The 19013-nt window shown below is 40.1% G+C and carries 12 protein-coding genes; 8 read left to right on the forward strand and 4 right to left on the reverse strand.

Annotated elements, in window-relative coordinates:
• The first annotated feature begins 8 nt into the window (after positions 1–8).
• A complete protein-coding gene (gene purL, locus IV512_RS10770) occupies positions 9–3710 on the forward strand; it encodes a phosphoribosylformylglycinamidine synthase (RefSeq protein WP_209403214.1) in 3702 nt (1233 codons plus the stop codon).
• Positions 3711–3778: 68 nt separating this feature from the next.
• Here the strand turns inward: purL and IV512_RS10775 are convergent, their stop codons facing one another.
• The gene (locus IV512_RS10775) at positions 3779–5083 is read right to left on the reverse strand and encodes a DUF6623 family protein (protein ID WP_209403216.1); all 1305 of its coding nucleotides are present in this window, start codon (positions 5081–5083) and stop codon (positions 3779–3781) included.
• An 11-nt stretch (positions 5084–5094) separates the two neighbouring features.
• Positions 5095–5481 carry a hypothetical protein gene (locus tag IV512_RS10780; protein WP_209403218.1) on the reverse strand — a complete coding sequence of 129 codons (387 nt, stop codon included), beginning with the start codon at positions 5479–5481 and terminating at the stop codon, positions 5095–5097.
• Positions 5482–5815: 334 nt separating this feature from the next.
• On the opposite strand from IV512_RS10780, the gene IV512_RS10785 reads away from it, so the two are divergent.
• Complete coding sequence (locus IV512_RS10785; RefSeq protein ID WP_245224739.1) at positions 5816–6169, forward strand: GNAT family N-acetyltransferase; 354 nt, start codon at positions 5816–5818, stop codon at positions 6167–6169.
• Positions 6170–6174: 5 nt separating this feature from the next.
• Positions 6175–6279, forward strand: coding sequence for a hypothetical protein (locus IV512_RS20030; protein ID WP_371743286.1), 105 nt, complete (start codon positions 6175–6177; stop codon positions 6277–6279).
• 41 nt (positions 6280–6320) lie between these two features.
• Here the strand turns inward: IV512_RS20030 and IV512_RS10790 are convergent, their stop codons facing one another.
• Entirely contained in the window at positions 6321–8924 is a 2604-nt protein-coding gene (locus IV512_RS10790) for a T9SS type A sorting domain-containing protein (RefSeq protein WP_245224741.1), read from the reverse strand.
• Between the two features lie 254 nt (positions 8925–9178).
• Here IV512_RS10790 and IV512_RS10795 point away from each other — a divergent pair, with 254 nt between their 5' ends.
• The 5 genes from IV512_RS10795 to IV512_RS10815 all read left to right on the forward strand — a co-directional run bounded on the left by IV512_RS10795 (position 9179) and on the right by IV512_RS10815 (position 17113).
• The gene (locus tag IV512_RS10795) at positions 9179–10951 is read left to right on the forward strand and encodes a long-chain fatty acid--CoA ligase (RefSeq protein WP_209403220.1); all 1773 of its coding nucleotides are present in this window, start codon (positions 9179–9181) and stop codon (positions 10949–10951) included.
• Between the two features lie 171 nt (positions 10952–11122).
• A complete protein-coding gene (locus IV512_RS10800) occupies positions 11123–11590 on the forward strand; it encodes a MarR family winged helix-turn-helix transcriptional regulator (RefSeq protein WP_209403222.1) in 468 nt (155 codons plus the stop codon).
• A gap of 28 nt (positions 11591–11618) precedes the next feature.
• Positions 11619–14024 (forward strand): 3-hydroxyacyl-CoA dehydrogenase/enoyl-CoA hydratase family protein, encoded by a 2406-nt coding sequence (locus IV512_RS10805; RefSeq protein ID WP_209403224.1) that lies wholly within the window; start codon positions 11619–11621, stop codon positions 14022–14024.
• Positions 14025–14028: 4 nt separating this feature from the next.
• Complete coding sequence (locus IV512_RS10810) at positions 14029–15216, forward strand: acetyl-CoA C-acyltransferase (RefSeq protein WP_209403226.1); 1188 nt, start codon at positions 14029–14031, stop codon at positions 15214–15216.
• Positions 15217–15298: 82 nt separating this feature from the next.
• Positions 15299–17113, forward strand: a complete 1815-nt coding sequence (locus IV512_RS10815; RefSeq protein WP_209403228.1) for an acyl-CoA dehydrogenase family protein — start codon at positions 15299–15301, stop codon at positions 17111–17113.
• Between the two features lie 86 nt (positions 17114–17199).
• On the opposite strand, the gene IV512_RS10820 is transcribed toward IV512_RS10815, so the two are convergent.
• Entirely contained in the window at positions 17200–19002 is a 1803-nt protein-coding gene (locus tag IV512_RS10820) for a glycoside hydrolase family 15 protein (RefSeq protein ID WP_209403230.1), read from the reverse strand.
• Positions 19003–19013 lie beyond the last annotated feature (11 nt).

The following is a 19013-nucleotide window of genomic DNA, read 5'->3' on the forward strand; positions in this document are numbered from 1 at the left end:
GATAATCAATGATCTTTTTTTTCGGTGATGCCAGTACCAAAGTCTTTGCTGTTCAAACCACAGGCGAACTTTCTCAAGAAGATACAAATAAACTTATATGGTTGTTCGGCAACCAACCTCAACTAAATACGGCGTCTCTTGACGCCTTTTTTGTTGGCCCGAGAGCTGCCATGATTACTCCTTGGAGCACAAACGCCACAGAAATAACCCAAAATATGGGTGTTTCGGGTATTCTTCGAATTGAAGAATTTCAATCGGTTTCAGAAGATTTTACTGATTTTGACCCCATGCTATCCCAAAAATTCAACGGCCTTGGTCAAACTATATTCAATATTGACGTTACCCCCGAACCCATATTAAAAATCGAAAATATTGGGGCTTACAATGAAAAGGAAGGCCTTGCTTTAAGTGATGAAGAGGTTGACTATCTGAATAACCTATCGGAAAAAATGGGCCGTAAGCTGACCGATTCTGAAGTATTCGGATTCAGTCAGGTAAATTCGGAACATTGCCGCCATAAAATTTTTAATGGTACGTTCGTAATCGACGGCCAAGAAATGCCGAGCTCACTTTTCAAGTTGATCAAAAAGACATCAGAGAAAAACCCTAACGACATTGTTTCGGCCTATAAAGATAATGTGGCTTTTGTCAAGGGGCCTAAAGCTATACAATTTGCACCAAAAACTGCCGATAAACCCGATTTTTACGAAGAAAAGGAATTTGAATCAGTCATTTCGTTAAAGGCTGAAACCCACAATTTTCCTACTACGGTAGAACCTTTTAATGGTGCAGCAACCGGATCGGGCGGAGAAATACGAGACCGACTTGCAGGTGGTAAAGGATCTTTACCTTTGGCCGGCACAGCGGTATATATGACTTCCTATTCCCGTTTAGAACAAGACCGCCCTTGGGAGCAGGCAATGCCAGAACGTGAATGGTTATATCAAACCCCTATCGACATTTTAATCAAAGCTTCGAACGGCGCTTCCGATTTCGGAAACAAGTTCGGGCAGCCTCTTATTGCTGGCTCTGTGTTAACTTTTGAGCATGATGAGAAGAATGAGGGGACAGGCGATAAGGCCAGAAGGCTTGGGTACGACAAAGTCATTATGCAAGCTGGCGGTATTGGTTATGGTAAGGCGGAGCAAGCATTAAAAGATACTCCGGAAGAAGGTGATAAAATAGTGATACTTGGTGGTGATAACTACCGCATCGGCATGGGCGGTGCAGCGGTTTCGAGTGCAGACACGGGTGAGTTCAGTTCTTCGATAGAATTGAATGCCATTCAACGTTCAAACCCTGAAATGCAAAAGAGAGCGGCCAATGCCGTGAGAGGTATGGTCGAAAGTGAAGAAAACCCAATTGTTTCGATTCACGACCACGGTGCAGGCGGCCACTTGAATTGTCTTTCTGAACTGGTAGAGGATACCGGTGGAAAAATAGATTTAGATCAACTACCCGTTGGTGACCCCACCTTATCCGCCAAAGAAATTATCGGTAATGAATCTCAAGAACGTATGGGGCTCGTAATCGGTGAAAAGAACATCGACTTACTTCATCGTATCGCAGACCGTGAGCGTTCGCCAATGTACGAAGTGGGCGATGTTACCGGTGATGACCGTTTTACTTTCGAATCAAAGACCACTGGTGAAAAGCCTATGGATGTGAACCTTTCGGATATTTTCGGAAGTTCGCCTAAAACCACAATGGCCGACAATAGTGTTAAACGTAGCTATCAAGCACCTGAATATTCTTTGGAGTTCTTTCAAGACTATTTGGATCAAGTACTACAATTAGAAGCTGTAGCCTGTAAAGATTGGTTAACGAACAAAGTCGACCGTTGTGTAGGCGGGCGTGTAGCAAAACAGCAATGTGCAGGCCCTTTACAATTGCCGTTGAACAATTGTGCGGTTATGGCCTTGGATTTTAAAGGGAAGGAAGGAATTGCTACCAGTATTGGCCACTCCCCTATTTCAGGATTGATCGATCCCGCTGCCGGAAGTAAAAACAGTATCGCCGAAGCCCTGACCAATATCGTTTGGGCTCCTTTAAAAGAGGGCCTAAAATCTATATCTCTTTCCGCAAATTGGATGTGGCCCTGCAAGAACGAAGGTGAAGACGCTCGACTTTATGAGGCGGTTCAAGCAGTCTCCGATTTTTCGATTGAGTTGGGTATCAATGTACCGACGGGAAAGGATTCCCTATCGATGAAACAGAAGTATAAAGATGGGGATGTTATTTCACCAGGCACCGTAATTATCTCAGCGGCAGGTAACTGTAATGATATAACCAAAGTTGTTGAACCTGTTCTTCAAAAGGATGGTGGTTCAATCTATTACATCAATTTATCAAAAGATAATTATAAACTGGGGGGCTCTTCTTTCTCGCAAGTACGAAATACTATCGGTAACGAAGCCCCGACCATTGTAGACGCACTATACTTCAAAAAAGTGTTCAACTCGATTCAACAATTGATACGCGAAGATAAAATAGTTGCGGGTCATGATATTGCCTCTGGTGGATTGATTACCACATTATTGGAGCTCTGCTTTGCCGATACCGATTTGGGAGCGAACTTGAACTTATCTGAATTGAATGAATCAGACACCATTAAATTGCTCTTTTCAGAAAATGCCGGTATTGTTTTTCAGGCAAAAAACAACAGTATAGAAAACCATCTATCAGAACAAAACATCGATTTCAAAAAAATAGGTGAGGTGGTTTTTGATAGTACGTTGACCATCAAAAACAATGGAATGGAGATGGGGCTCAATATCGAGTCTTTGCGAGACACTTGGTACAAAACTTCTTATTTGTTAGACAATAAGCAAACTGTTAAGGATTTAGCTAAAGAGAGGTTCGATAATTACAAGACTCAAGCCTTATCTTATAGTTTTCCGGCAAATCCAAAAATTGATTTAAAGAACTTCAAAGTCAATGTTACCTCTCGACCCAAGGCCGCTATTCTTAGGGAAAAAGGTAGTAATTCTGAGCGGGAAATGGCCAATGCCATGTATTTAGCAGGTTTTGATGTAAAGGATGTTCATATGACCGACCTTATATCCGGTAGAGAAACGCTAGAAGATATTCAATTTATCGGTGCCGTTGGCGGATTCTCAAATTCAGATGTACTAGGAAGCGCCAAAGGTTGGGCAGGTGCCATTAAATATAATGAGAAAGCGAACACCGCAATAAAGAACTTTTTTGCTCGGCCGAACACTCTTTCCGTAGGTATCTGTAACGGATGCCAATTGTTCATGGAACTTGACCTAATTAATCCGGAGCATGAGAGCCATGGGCGAATGACCTATAATGAATCAAACAAACATGAGAGCAATTTTACTTCGGTAAAAATACAAGAGAACAATTCAATCATGCTTTCGAGCTTGGCAGGTACTACCCTTGGTGTTTGGATTTCCCATGGGGAAGGTAAATTTAGTTTACCACTTGCTGAGGAAAGCTATGATATTGTTGCAAAATATGGGTACGAAGGTTATCCCTCCAATCCGAATGGCAGTGATTTCAATACAGCAATGCTCTGTGATAAAACAGGGCGCCATTTAGTAACTATGCCCCATATCGAACGCTCTATATTTCCTTGGAACTGGGCCCATTACCCAAAAGATAGAGACGATAAGGTTTCCCCTTGGGTAGAGGCCTTTACCAATGCCAGGGAATGGGTGGAGAAAGTCAACAACCATAATTCATGATGGAAATAAAACTATTGAAAAGAGGCTAGTTTTTAAACTAGCCTCTTTTTATAACTACTGCTTAACATTCAATTAATTAAATCACACCCCGCAGAAACGAAGTCCATTCTTCTTTCATTAAGTGTTCCGCTTGAAAAAGAAACACCGATTGAAATACCCATACCCCAATGAACACTTGGCTTATGGGCGACACCAAATTTCTTGAACCAATTGTCACCTGATAAATTGAGATTATTATGTGCCGCTATTTTGGTATACCCATCATAAATATGAACATGATTCACCACTGCTTTAGCAGAAAATGTTCTAAACCTTAAAATAGCACAAACTACTTTCAATCGTTTTTGATCTTTTATTACCGGCGTCGGTAGAGCAAAATGAAACCAATTGGTAGTATTGGCCTTTCCATATAAATAGGTGTAAAAGCCCGCTCTTGTTATTCTGTCTAAACGTTCGGGAAATTCCACCTGTATACTTGTTCCGTGAATCCAAGAGGCGTTCTCTATGGCGTATCCTCCATAAATTGTTCTGATTCCAGCAATATCATCGGCGTGTAAATACCGCTTAGGACCAGGATATGTAGGGAACATCAAAGACCCATTGACATTAGAGTGTCGTAACCCTAGAGAATGACCAAATTCATGGGCAGCCACAGTTACCAAATCTACCTTACCGTTACCTGTAGGTATATTTATTGTCCAAGATTCATCTCCATCAAAATGTGCATCACCAGCAAGAGAACCTGAATTAGGCGGTGGGTAATAAGCATGAGCCAGAACACCTCCTTGCCCATCAAAGGCAGAACCATCACCATGGGTACCTGAAACGAACTTGATTCTAATATCGGCACTTGCACTGTTATTGATCCTTCTGAAACTTAACGGGGTTTCTGCTGCCCACATTGCAAAAGCCTGGGCAATCGCTTCGTGTATCTTGCTCTGAGTAAGCCCATTATCAGTCGTATAATTGTCGAAACCATAAGTCAGGCTGTTGGTAGACCATTTGTTGCCATGAGTCGAAAATTCAGCCAAATCTGGCATACCGCAGCGTTTTTGGTCTAGTTCAGCTAGCGTTTCTTTGTCTAGTTTACCGGTTACATCGAGACCGTGAAACTCTTGATACTTCTTTAAGGCGGTCACGGTCGCCTCATCCATTTTACCTGGTTCGACAAATGAGGTTTTTAAACTTTCAAGAGCCGCCTCCTCAGGTTGGGGCGGTCTATTTTGCTCAGCTCCGAAAGCCGCATCATTAGGATTCAAATACCCGAAAAGTTCTAAATGTTTTTGAAGTTCTTTTACATCTGTGGGTTTTTGTGGAATAAATTCAGCTTTTTTGAGTTTTTTCGATTGCTTTTGCTCTGCTACTTCACTCATAAGTAATGTTTTTAGTTGTTAATAAATAACCTTATACTTTCTAGTCGTGCTAGAAGAAAAACTTGTTCACCCCCTATTCTAGGTGGTGGCAAGGATGGATCCTTAGATAATAATCCAGTGAAAATCACCTTAGCGCCTGGCTTGAGCTCAGCGGGAATCATGGAGGCTTCGGGCACAATACAAGTGTATTGCGAATCAATTGTATTCTCTTGATGGAAAGAGATGGCGAATTTTCCTATGTCTTTTATGAAATCTAAAACCCCGATTTGGTTCTCTATTCTTGTTTGTTGCATAATCATATTTATGTCTATATCATTGGCACTTTCGGAAACTTTTTTATGTGAAGTACAACTACTTCCAATTGCTATTAAGAGCAGTGAAAACTGAAATAATTTCATAACTTAAAGCAATATATAGTCAAGAACAACTCGCTATATTGAGAGAACAGTGTGTAAAATTGAATAGTAGATTGGCTTATTCCGTCGTGGTGGAACTGAAGTAATATAATAAGCTCAAATCACTACTAATAGTTATATAAAACTAGTAACGATAATGAAGAAATAATAGTTAATTATTACACTTAGTGAGAATTTATGTATACTTTGTAAGAAATATTTTATAATCGACAAATCCAACCCAATAAAACTTTCTAAATCAATTCATTAGTCAAGTTATATTTAAACTTGAACTTCTTCATTTAGATGAGATAGGATATAATTAACATTAAAATATATGGAAATTCGACAAGCTAAAACAGAAGACGTTCGAGAGATTGTACGTATGATAGCCAATGATAAATTGGGCAGCGTACGAGAAGATTTTCAAGAGCCGCTTCCTCAGAAATATTATCAAGCGTTTGAAAATATTGATAATGATCCCAATCAGTTTTTAATGGTCATGGAAAATGATAAGAAAAAGGTTGTGGCCACACTTCAACTAAGTTTTATACAATATTTGACCTATCAAGGCGGCATACGCGCGCAAGTTGAAGCGGTGCGTGTTCATGAGAATTATCGCAGCAAAGGCTTAGGTAAAAAATTTTCGATTGGGCAATCGAGTTTGCAAAAAATAAAGGGAGCCACTTAATTCAATTGACCACGGATAAAAAACGACCCGAAGCGCTTGAGTTTTACAAACAATTAGGCTTTATGGCAAGTCATGAGGGAATGAAACTACACTTTAAGCACCCCGTGTAGTTTCTTCCCTCGCTAATAAAACTTGATTGTGGCCCCCTCTCCTATTTAATCATAAGTTTACTGCTCCAAATTTTATCATTAGAGCTCGTTAACTTATAAAGGTACAGTCCAGGGGAAAGGCTATGCTTTTTAACAGTAATTTTGTTTTGACCCTTTTGCGTATCGCCCTGCATTTCGTGCGACATTATTTTTTTTCCAGAAAGGTCGAAGAGTTCGAATGTATAAGAACCCTCTGCCTCTTCAAAGAAATACAAATCAGCCTCTGCTTCAACAGGGTTAGGGTAAAGTAAAGATTTATTGGTGTCTTCGAGAACAAATAGCTGTTCTTTCTCTTTGTTATTGAAATTTACATTTGATAGTACTAATTCCTTTTCCTCTTCCGTCCCAGTCTCAGAGACTAGGTTGAAATTAATTACCTTTAGACTTGAGAAATCAGCCGATCCACCAGAGCCTTCAAAGTCGGTATCGGACAGTACAAAGGTTTCACTATTGGCCGCAAGATTTACGTGGGCAGTAAAAATAGCCCCATCACCTTTCGTAAGCTTCACTTCCAATAAACCGCTACCTGCGGCATCAAATGCTAGTTTTGAATAATTTGAAAGGTCTACTGGCGTGAATCGAGGGCTTAGTGCTCTATATACTCCTATATAATTGGAAGTATTTCCTTTTAACTTTATATTTCTCTCGATGGGGTAACCTTCTTCCATATAGGGTTGTGCCGTTTCGGTAACCTCGTAGATATCAACACTGGTTCCCGCCGTAGAACTGTCAAGACCCCATGGAGCATCAGCAACGAAAAGGTCATCTGGCGTACCTCCCTTAGAGTTATTTACTCTAAATCCGAAGTCGAAAATACTGCCGGTCTCAAGTGATACCGAATCAAGATAACCATCGATTGGCGCTACGAAAGACATGCTTTCGGTATCCATAGTTTCCGTTTTCTTGATGCCACCGTCAAGATTCAGCTGATCAGACCGATTATTGTTTACCAAATTCAAGGTTACTTTACCTTTTGCATATTTTGCCGATTTAACAAAAACAGGGGGCGGCGTTGAACCCATATAATCTGCTATCGAAGTGTTTGCCTCTAAAAGGTTCAATATTTCATCTGCCAAAGCCAGTAAATCATCTACCGTATTCGACCAAATTTGAAAGTTGTAGTAGGCAGTGTTATCAGCGTAAGCATCAATATTCCAATGTGATTCAATTATAAAATTGTTATTGGCATTTAATCGAGCAGAAAATGTTAGTGCGAATTCGGTATTGCCATCGGGCTGTTTTATGATTGACTTGATAAAGTCTTTTTCACGCAATTGAATATTGCTGACCGATAGAAGCTGCGCACCTAGGAACCGGTCGCAAATAAATTTACTGTGTTCATATACCTTTTCTTCCGTTTTGATAACCATTAGCGCTCCTATATTATCAGAACCCTTTAGATAATCAACAGAGTAAATATCTGAAGCATTGGTCAAATCTAATAGGTCAGCAGGTGATGATTCAATTGTACTCGTTTCACCGACAATACCTAAAGGCACTAAATCAGCTAACGGAATCGAAGCTGCGGAATACTTGCCACTCTTGCCATAGTTAAGTCCTTTCTTTAACTTCTTAGCAGCGCTCTTATCGAAGGTATAATTGGTTTTTGCCCTATCGTAATTTCTTTTGCTGATCAAAGATGACAAACGGTCATTACTCTCAAGTCCACCACTATTGGCACCAGAAGTCAATGTAATTTCTGGACAAGCGGCAACCCCTGAACAAGCGGGATCATCACAATCCACCAGTCCATCACCATCGTCATCGATACCATTCAAGCAATCTTCCTGTGGCACAGGTGCAGTTGGGCATCGAGCTCCGTCATTAAGAGACGAAGCAGGGCCGAATGCAAAAATGTTCGAATCGATCAAACCACCTATTGCTATGTCGTGAACATTTTTAATCTTATAAACGGATCCAGTTTGGTTGGCAGATACATAAAAATTTCCATCTACATCAAAATATACTGCACCGAAGGTATAATTAAGTCCCGATAAAATAGGTACAACGCCTAAAACCTCGACCCCACCTGTTACGGCATCGATTCGATACAGAATATTGGTGCCTCTTTCAACAGTGTAGAGCTTATTATCTTTAGCATTAAAAGCCCAATCATGTATACTGATGTTCTGGCTCAATGTTTGAGAACCTACATACTTTAGGTAATTGTTCGATTCTGGGTTCAAATCAATACTATAATAAGTCGATGAACCAGACCTTATATAGTATATACCATCTATCGAAATATCACCAACATATTTATTACCACTATCTGGCAGTTCAGGTATATTGTAAACATCTGTAGAGTAATCTTTGCCAATTCTGATGATTGACTTGGATGGACTTGACAAATAACCCCAAATATATCCATCAGATGAATTGTAGGCAGCAGCATTAATATTGCCCGGCGCTACATTTTCTGAAACCAAATAAGAGCTTCCGGATGCCAGATCTAACGCATAAATATCATTATATTGAAACAAATATGCATTAAAATCACAATCGAAAGGTTCTGATTGACCGATAGCTGATGTATTCACCATTAATAAAAGCATTAAAGCTGTAAAAAACTTTAATGAATATTTAAAAGGGTATTTTTTTTCCATAATTTCTGCGATTTGGGATAATAATTACACAGCAAACATACAACATTAGTCATGTGAATTTTCTTACAAATAACTAAACTGCATACATAACACGTTCAATAGCAATTTATTGTAGACGAGTAGTTAAAATTATCGGCGGATACTCAAACTGCTACAATTAAGAAATTTGCAATGTTTGTGATTATATTTTATCAATCCAATTTTAAAAACTGGTACTGATTCACTATTTTGCAACGGGTTACTAAAATCCTACTATGACAGAAATCACTCGACTTTTTGACTTTCCATATTACCAATTGAAGAATTTTAATTTGGAGAAATCTTTGGTTACAAAGGTTAATGGAAACTGGATTGCTACCTCAACGCAGGAATACGTAGATAAAGCTAACGCTATCAGCCGTGCTTTACTTCGAATGGGGGTAAAAACCAATGACAAAATCGCGGTTATTTCGATGACCAATCGAACAGAATGGAACGTCATGGATATCGGAATCTTACAACTAGGTGCGCAAAATGTGCCTATATACCCGACGATTTCCGAAGAAGATTATGCTTACGTTCTTAATCACTCTGGGTCTCATTATTGTTTTGTCTCTTGCGAAGAAGTATACAACAAGGTAATGTCGATTAAAGACCAAGTTCCTCTTCTGAAAGAGGTCTATTCTTTTGACGAGCTTTCCTCATGCAAGAATTGGAGCGAAGTTTTAGACCTTGGTGCCGATATCTCGAATCAAAAAGAAGTCGAAACATTGAAAAATAATGTCAAGGCATCTGATTTGGCCACTTTAATCTATACTTCAGGTACTACCGGAAGACCAAAAGGGGTTATGCTTTCTCATGAAAATTTGGTAAGCAACGCTTTAGAGAGCTCTAAACGCTTTCCTATTGTCGATGGAAAAACAAAATCACTTAGTTTTCTTCCTTTATGTCATGTGTATGAACGCATGCTTATTTACCTATATCAATTTAGGGGGGTAACCATTTACTATGCTGAATCTCTAGATAAAATCAGTGAAAACCTTAAAGAAACCGGCCCAAATGTGATGACCGCTGTTCCACGCTTGCTTGAAAAAGTATATGACAAAATTTTAGCGAAAGGTAGCGAGCTTACCGGTATAAAGAAGAAATTGTTCTTTTGGGCCATTGACATAGGTCTTGCATATGAGCCTTATGGAAAAAACGGATGGTGGTACGAGCAAAAGCTTGCCCTGGCCCGTAAGCTTATTTTCAGTAAATGGAAAGAAGGTCTTGGCGGAAACTTGAGCCTTATCGCTTCTGGCAGTGCTGCTTTGCAACCACGATTGGCCCGCATTTTTAATGCTGCGGAATTTGGTCTTATGGAGGGCTATGGCCTTACCGAAACCTCGCCGGTAATTTCGGTAAACGATATGCGTGACGGAGGTTTTAGAATTGGTACGGTCGGTATTCCAATAGATAGAACCGAGGTGAAAATTGCTGAAGACGGAGAAATTTGTATCAAAGGTCCTCAGGTGATGATGGGCTATTATAACGACCCCGAAAAAACCGGTGAAGTATTAATCGATGGCTATTTTCATACAGGTGACATAGGTGAAATAGATCAAGATGGTTTTTTAAAAATAACAGATCGTAAAAAGGAAATGTTCAAAACCTCGGGTGGTAAATACGTTGCTCCCCAACTCTTGGAGAACCGTTTTAAACAATCTCGCTTTATTGAGCAGATTATGGTGGTCGGTGAAGGTGAGAAAATGCCCGCTGCCATCATTCAGCCTGATTTTGAATACTTGAACGAATGGGCTAAACAACAGAATATTACCATACCTGAAAATTCTGATATCGTGCTCAACGAAAAAGTATTGCAGCAATATCAAAAAGAGGTTGATGAGGCCAATGAAAAATTTGCCAAATGGGAAAAAGTAAAACAGTTCAGACTTACGCCCGATGTTTGGAGCATAAGTGACGGACACCTTACCCCTACCATGAAATTGAGAAGAAAGATTGTGAAAGAAAAATATATCGAGCTTTACAACGATATCTACGGTTACTAGATAAAAAATTATAACAGCTATTGAGCCCAACCATTTGCATACCAGATTTTAACACTAACCTTCTCGATGCCTAAAGAGATTAAACCAGTGCTATGAACTAATCATTTTTTTGATTATTTATTATGCATGCATAATAAATTTTCTTATATTTGGAATACCTAACTCCAACCGATGAAAGAGATTACGATTGACTATGCACTTCGTGCAACATGGCAGGCCGTTGCAAGAATGTATAACGAAGAGGCTAAAAAGTTCGGTTCTACCATGGCGGTCGGGTTTACCTTGTTGAGCATTGATCCGAAAACAGGTACACCCTCAACATCGTTAGGCCCTAAAATGGGTATGGAGGCCACAAGTCTCTCCCGTATTTTAAAAAGAATGGAAGAGCAGGGTTTAATCGAAAGAAAACCTAACCCAAATGATGGGCGCGGAGTTTTGATTCACCTAACGGATTTCGGCCTTGAAAAACGAACAGATTCAAAGAATGTGGTACTGCGTTTTAATGAGACGATACGTTCAAAGGTTTCCGAAGAAAATTTAGAGGGTTTCTTTACCGTAATGGGCTCGATAAACGAAATGATTTCAGAAAAGAACATTCAAACCAGTGATAATGCGATCAACGGTCAGAAAACAAATTGACCACTTAACCTATAAATAATATTGAACAGTGAACAAGCACATTAATAAAGTCGCGGTTATAGGATCCGGAATTATGGGAAGCGGTATCGCCTGCCATTTTGCCAATATAGGAGTCGAAGTTCTTCTCCTAGATATCGTTCCAAGAGAATTGAACGAAAAGGAAAAGAAGAAAGGGTTGACCCTAGATGATAAAGTGGTTCGCAATCGCTTAGTGAACGAATCTTTAACAGCGGCCCTGAAATCTAAGCCCTCGCCTATCTATCATCAAAAATTCGCGTCGCGAATTACATCGGGCAATCTTGAAGATGATATCGCTAAGGTATCAGAGGTAGACTGGATCATCGAAGTAGTAGTCGAACGATTAGATATTAAAAAGAAGGTGTTTGAAAATCTTGAAAAACATCGTACTCCGGGTACATTAATAACATCTAACACGTCAGGTATACCCATAAAGTTTATGTCTGAAGGTCGAAGTGATGATTTTCAGAAACATTTCTGTGGTACGCACTTCTTTAACCCTGCGAGATACTTAAAACTCTTTGAGATTATTCCAGGTCCTAAAACATCTCCCGAGGTTCTTGACTTCTTAAATAGTTACGGGGAGAAATTCTTAGGTAAGACATCGGTTGTTGCCAAAGATACTCCCGCTTTTATCGGAAACCGAATTGGCATATTCAGCATTCAGAGTCTTTTTCATATGGTAAAAGATATGGGCATGACGGTAGAAGAGGTTGACAAACTAACTGGGCCGGTTATCGGCAGGCCAAAGTCTGCCACTTTTAGAACCGTAGATGTTGTAGGTCTAGACACATTAGTGCATGTAGCCAATGGAATTTACGAAAATTGTAAAAGCGACGAGCGCCACGAAATTTTTAAGCTACCCAACTTCATCGATACCATGATGGAAAACAAATGGTTGGGAAGTAAAACAGGCCAAGGCTTTTACAAAAAAACCAAGGGTAAAGATGGAAAGACCGAGATTCTGACCTTGGATTTAGATACTATGGACTATCGGTCAAAGAAAAGTGCCAAGTTTGCAACTTTAGAGCTGACTAAAACGATAGATAAGGTAATCGACCGTTTTAGCGTTTTGACAGGTGGCAAAGACAAGGCAGGAGAGTTTTACAGAAAGAGCTTTGGTCAACTCTTTGCTTATGTCTCACATAGGATTCCTGAAATTTCAGATGAACTCTACAAAATAGATGATGCCATGAAAGCCGGTTTCGGCTGGGAACACGGCCCTTTTCAAATCTGGGATGCCGTTGGGCTCGATAAAGGTTTAGAATTTATAAAGAATGAAAGCCAAGCGGCTGCAGCATGGGTCGAAGAAATGAAAGCAGCGGGAATTGATTCCTTTTATTCCGTAAAAGATGGCGCTACTTATTTCTACGACATTTCAAAGAAGGCCATGCAAAAAGTGCCTGGTCAAGATGCATTCATTATTCTTGATAATATCAGAGAATCGAAAGAGGTTTTCAAAAACAATGGTGTTGTTGTAGAAGATTTAGGTGATGGCATTTTGAATGTCGAATTTCAGTCTAAAATGAACACCATTGGTGGTGATGTATTATCGGGCTTGAACAAAGCCCTCGACATGGCAGAAAAAGATTACCAAGGCTTAGTGGTAGGTAATCAGGCAGCCAACTTTTCAGTAGGTGCGAATATCGGAATGATATTTATGATGGCCGTTGAACAAGAGTACGATGAATTGAACATGGCTATCAAAATGTTTCAAGATACGATGATGCGTATGCGCTATTCTTCTATTCCGACGGTATCAGCTCCTCATGGGATGACGCTAGGTGGAGGCTGTGAACTTTCCTTACATGCCGATAAAGTTGTGGCAGCTGCCGAGACCTATATCGGCTTGGTCGAATTTGGTGTAGGAGTGATTCCTGGTGGTGGAGGCTCAAAAGAGTTTGCAGTTCGTGCCCAAGACACCTTCAAGAAAAACGATGTCGAGTTAAATGTTTTGCAGGAATATTTCTTGACGATCGGTATGGCAAAAGTATCTACTTCGGCCTACGAAGCTTATGACTTGGGAATTCTTCAAAAAGGCAAAGATATTGTGGTAGTGAACAAAGACCGGCAAATCGCCACAGCGAAAGCACACGCTAAATTGATGGCAGAATCGGGCTATACCCAACCAGTGAAGCGAAAAGATATTAAAGTGCTTGGAAAGCAAGCATTGGGTATGTTTTTGGTCGGTACCGATTCGATGGAGGCAAGCCACTATATTAGTGAACATGATAAAAAAATCGCTAATAAACTTGCCTATGTAATGGCAGGTGGTGACTTGTCAGAGCCGACGATGGTCGATGAACAATACCTTCTTGATTTAGAACGAGAAGCATTTTTATCTCTATGTACAGAAAGAAAGACGTTGGAAAGGATACAACATATGTTGAAAACAGGAAAACCACTTAGAAATTAAAAAAATGAGAACAGCATATATAGTAAAAGGATATAGAACTGCAGTCGGAAAATCGGGTAAAGGAGGATTTCGCTTTAAAAGAGCAGATGAACTTGCAGCTGAAACCATTCAATATTTAATGGGCAAGTTACCTGATTTTGACAGAAAAAGAATTGATGATGTTATTGTAGGTAACGCCATGCCCGAAGGGTCACAAGGTCTTAACATGGGAAGGTTAATTTCTCTCATGGGCCTAGATATTGTAGATGTTCCCGGTGTTACCGTAAACCGTTTTTGTTCATCGGGACTAGAAACAATCGGTATCGCTACTGCCAAAATACAATCAGGAATGGCCGATTGTATTATCGCTGGAGGCGTTGAAAGTATGAGCTCCGTTCCCATGACAGGTTTTAAGACCGAATTGAATTATGACCTCGTCAAATCGGGTCACGAAGATTACTATTGGGGAATGGGAAACACTGCTGAAGCTGTGGCCCAAGAATTTAAAGTTTCACGAACAGACCAAGATGAGTTTGCGTTCAACTCACATCAAAAAGCTTTAAAAGCACAAGCTGAAGATAGATTTCAAGACCAAATCGTACCTATTGAAGTTGAGCAAACTTATGTAAATGAAGGTAAGAAAGAAACAAAAAAATATACGGTCACCAAAGATGAAGGGCCACGTGCCGATACTTCCCTTGAAGTGCTTGGTAAATTAAGACCTGTTTTTGCGGCAAATGGAAGTGTAACCGCAGGAAATTCATCGCAGACAAGTGATGGTGCCGCATTTGTTATGGTGATGAGTGAAGAAATGGTCAAAGAACTGAACTTAGAACCAGAAGCGAGATTGGTCAGTTATGCCGCTGCCGGTGTCGAGCCTCGTATAATGGGTATAGGCCCCGTTAAGGCAGTTCCAAAGGCATTGAATCAGGCCGGTCTCAAGCAGAGCGACATTGAACTTATTGAATTGAATGAAGCATTCGCTTCACAATCAATAGCCGTCATTCGTGAACTTGGCTTGAATGGTGATATTGTTAACGTGAACGGGGGTGCAATCGCTTTGGGCCATCCGCTCGGCTGTACAGGGGGTAAACTCTCCGTTCAACTGTTCGATGAAATGCGAAAACGTAACCTGCAAGGCAAGCATGGTCTTGTTACTATGTGTGTGGGTACCGGGCAAGGTGCAGCTGGCATTTTCGAGTTTTTGAAATAGTCTTATTTACTATCAAAAATTGAATGATTTTATAGTAACTAGGCTACATACAGATTTTCTTAATACTTAAACTAACAACAACATGAGTACTGAAACAATACAAAAAGATAACCTGTTGAGAGGAGGGCAATTCTTGGTCAAGGAGACTAAGTGCGAAGATATTTTCACCTTAGAAGACCTTAATGAAGAACAACGCATGATGCGTGAGAGCACGAAAGAATTTGTTGACCGTGAACTTTGGGCCCATTGGGAACGTTTTGAGAAAAAAGATTATGCCTATACAGAAGAATGTATGCGTAAAGCCGGTGAGTTGGGCCTTTTAAGCGTCGCCGTACCGGAAGCTTACGGTGGTATGGGAATGGGTTTTGTTTCTACCATGTTGGTCTGTGATTATATTTCCGGGGCTACTGGTTCGTTCAGTACCGCCTTTGGGGCTCACACCGGTATCGGAACCATGCCAATTACCCTGTACGGTACGGAAGAGCAAAAGCTCAAATATGTGCCAAAATTAGCTTCCGGTGAATGGTTCGGTGCCTATTGTTTAACAGAACCAGGGGCCGGATCTGATGCGAATTCAGGTAAAACTAAGGCTGTTTTATCCGAAGATGGAAAATACTACAGTATTACCGGGCAGAAAATGTGGATTTCAAATGCCGGATTTTGCAACCTGTTTATTGTATTTGCTCGAATAGAAGATGATAAGAATATTACAGGGTTCATCGTTGAAAATGACCCTAAAAATGGAATAAGTTTAGGAGAGGAAGAAAAGAAATTAGGCATACACTCCTCCTCTACTCGCCAAGTTTTCTTTAATGAGACCAAAGTGCCAGTTGAGAATATGCTTTCAGAGAGAGGCAATGGTTTCAAAATCGCCATGAATGCTCTTAATGTGGGTAGAATTAAGTTGGCTGCCGCTTGTCTTGAAGCACAGCGACGAGTTGTAACCGAAGGTGTCAAGTATGCCAATGAAAGAGTTCAGTTTAAAACCCCGATTATAAATTTTGGGGCCATTAAAGCAAAAATTGCGGATATGGCCGTAAATGCTTACGCTGGTGAATCGGCTTGTTACCGAGCTGCGAAAAATATAGAGGATAGAATCGAGATTCGTCAATCGGAAGGAAACTCACATCAAGAAGCTGAATTAAAGGGTGTCGAAGAATACGCTATCGAATGTTCAATTTTGAAAGTAGCGGTTTCTGAAGATGTACAGCAAACCACCGATGAAGGTGTTCAAATTTATGGAGGTATGGGCTTCAGTGCCGATGCACCGATGGAAAAGGCTTGGCGTGACGCGCGTATCGCCCGAATATATGAAGGAACCAATGAAATCAATAGAATGCTGGCCGTAGGAATGTTGGTCAAAAAGGCTATGAAAGGTCATGTAGACCTATTGGGCCCGGCGACTGCCGTCGCTGATGAACTTATGGGCATACCTTCTTTCGATACTCCGGATTTTTCTGAACTTTTTTCAGAGGAAAAGGATTTGCTTTCCAGATTGAAAAAGGTCTTTCTTATGGTAGCCGGAAGCGCTGTTCAAAAATTCGGTCCCGAATTGGAGAACCATCAACAGTTGATGTTGGCCGCATCCGATATTCTTATTGAAGTGTATATGGCAGAAAGTACCATTTTAAGAACGGAAAAAAATGCAAAACGTTTTGGCGAAGAGGCACAAGCGACTCAAATCGCCATGGCAAAACTCTACTTATACAATGCTACCGAAACCGTTATTAGAAAAGGAAAAGAGGCAATTATCTCTTTTGCTGAAGGAGACGAGCAGAGAATGATGCTTATGGGGCTTAAAAGGTTCACTAAATATACGAACAACCCCAATGTGGTTGCCCTACGAACCCAGATAGCAGATAAGGTTTCATCTGACAACACCTATTCGTTTGACTAATTCAAATATGTGTTTCTTGTGCTTAGGCATATAAAAACCGCCCAATGGGCGGTTTTTTCATTTATCACTTTTACTAAAATAAACTACTACTCTCGCATAGACTCCAATATTTTCTCTTCGCTATGTTTCTTAGAAAAATTAATGGCACATTCTATTAAGGCCAAGTGAGAATATGCTTGTGGAAAGTTTCCTAATAGCCTTTTGCTTTCAAAATCGATATCTTCACTGAATAAGCCTAGGTGATTGCTGTAACTTAACAATCTATCGAAATATTCCATAGCTTTTTCCTCCTGCCCTATCTTAAACAGGCTATTTACAAACCAGAAGGTGCAAACGGTGAAAGAAGAAGAGGGCAATCCAAAATCATCTTCATTTTTGTATCGGTATAAAAGGCCGTCATTACTAAGTTCTTTTTCAATCGCCTCAACTGTACTTATGAACTTTTCGTGCTTTGCATCGATACAACCATAAGATTCCATCAATAATACCGAAGCATCTAAGTGTTTTGAACCATATGATTGTGTAAAAGCCTGAACCTCGTCGTTCCAAGCATTTTCATAAATATCTGCCCATATTTCATCACGCAGGGGCTTCCACTTATCAATTTTATGGTGCTTATTGAAAATTTTGGCCACCTTGATTGCACGGTCTATGGCCGTCCAACAAAGTACCTTTGAAAAGGTAAAATGTTTATCTTCAGAACGGAACTCCCAAATACCTTTATCGGCTTCCTTCCAATGCTTTTCAACAATCCAAACAATACCTTTGGTAATCGTCCAGATTTCCTCCCCGTTTTCAATATCTGTGCTGAATTTATCCAATTGTTCATAAATAACATCCATCAGAATACCGTAGATATCGTTTTGGCGCTGTACGTATGCCGCATTACCAACCCGAACGGGTTTTGAACCTTTATAGCCACTTAAATGGTCTAAGGTTTCTTCCGTAAGATTTTTTTCTTTGTTGATGCCGTACATGATCTGCAGTTTCTCATCCTTATCAGGAATTAGATCAATGATAAACTGCAAATAACGCCGGGCTACATTTTTATGCCCCAATTCAGAAACAACTTTTACCACCATCGAGGCGTCGCGAATCCAACAGAAACGATAGTCCCAATTTCTTACTTCACCTATAGTCTCGGGTAAAGAGGTGGTCGCCGCAGCCAATACAGCCCCAGATTTATCGTAACTCAAAAGTTTCAAGGTTATAGCACTTCTACTAATCTCTGCATTGTATTTTCTATAGGTCGGTGTATGGTTGCTCCAATTTAACCAATACACTTTCGTACGTTCCATCTCCAAATACATTTTCTCGGTATTTGGTTGAAATATTTTCTCATTATAACCCATAAGAAAATAACCGTCTTCGCAAACCTCTATTTCTCGGCCTTCTACTACTGCATTCTTATTGAACGAGGTATATAAAAAAACCGTGTCAAATTTTTCGGCATGGGTAAGACTTGCAACAAAATTATGTTTCACATATGTTTTGGTCTCACCTAAGGCATATTCTAATTTGGGGTTATAGTCTACCACGAATTTTGGTCTGCCCGATATCAATTTAATATATCTGACAATTTCAGGTGGGGCATGATAGCCCCCTTCGATATTGTGATAGCGAGGCATAAAGTCATACACCTCAAATGCATTCTCCCCATCGGAAAAGGTAGTCAGCAACAATGCTGTATGCTCTATATATTGCTGGTTCACTTCATAATTGTCGTTAACGGTGAAGCTAAAGCTGCCTCCAATTTCTTCGTCAAGTAATTTTGCGAAAACCGATGAAGAATCGAATTCGGGCAAACAGCACCAGTCTATACTACCAGTTTTTGAGATGAGAGCTGCACTTCTACAATTCCCTATAATTCCATAGTCTAAATTATCCATTCAATAAAATT

The sequence above is a fragment of the Pseudozobellia sp. WGM2 genome (assembly GCF_017810075.1).
Taxonomy (GTDB): Bacteria; Bacteroidota; Bacteroidia; order Flavobacteriales; family Flavobacteriaceae; genus JADNYK01.

Bases quoted from the DNA above. Each gene is read 5' to 3' on its own strand.
- purL (WP_209403214.1), top strand. From the start codon at position 9: ATGATCTTTTTTTTCGGTGATGCCAGTACCAAAGTCTTTGCTGTTCAA.
- IV512_RS10775 (WP_209403216.1), bottom strand. From the start codon at position 5,083: ATGAGTGAAGTAGCAGAGCAAAAGCAATCGAAAAAACTCAAAAAAGCT.
- IV512_RS10780 (WP_209403218.1), bottom strand. From the start codon at position 5,481: ATGAAATTATTTCAGTTTTCACTGCTCTTAATAGCAATTGGAAGTAGT.
- IV512_RS10785 (WP_245224739.1), top strand. From the start codon at position 5,816: ATGGAAATTCGACAAGCTAAAACAGAAGACGTTCGAGAGATTGTACGT.
- IV512_RS10790 (WP_245224741.1), bottom strand. From the start codon at position 8,924: ATGGAAAAAAAATACCCTTTTAAATATTCATTAAAGTTTTTTACAGCT.
- IV512_RS10795 (WP_209403220.1), top strand. From the start codon at position 9,179: ATGACAGAAATCACTCGACTTTTTGACTTTCCATATTACCAATTGAAG.
- IV512_RS10800 (WP_209403222.1), top strand. From the start codon at position 11,123: ATGAAAGAGATTACGATTGACTATGCACTTCGTGCAACATGGCAGGCC.
- IV512_RS10810 (WP_209403226.1), top strand. From the start codon at position 14,029: ATGAGAACAGCATATATAGTAAAAGGATATAGAACTGCAGTCGGAAAA.
- IV512_RS10815 (WP_209403228.1), top strand. From the start codon at position 15,299: ATGAGTACTGAAACAATACAAAAAGATAACCTGTTGAGAGGAGGGCAA.
- IV512_RS10820 (WP_209403230.1), bottom strand. From the start codon at position 19,002: ATGGATAATTTAGACTATGGAATTATAGGGAATTGTAGAAGTGCAGCT.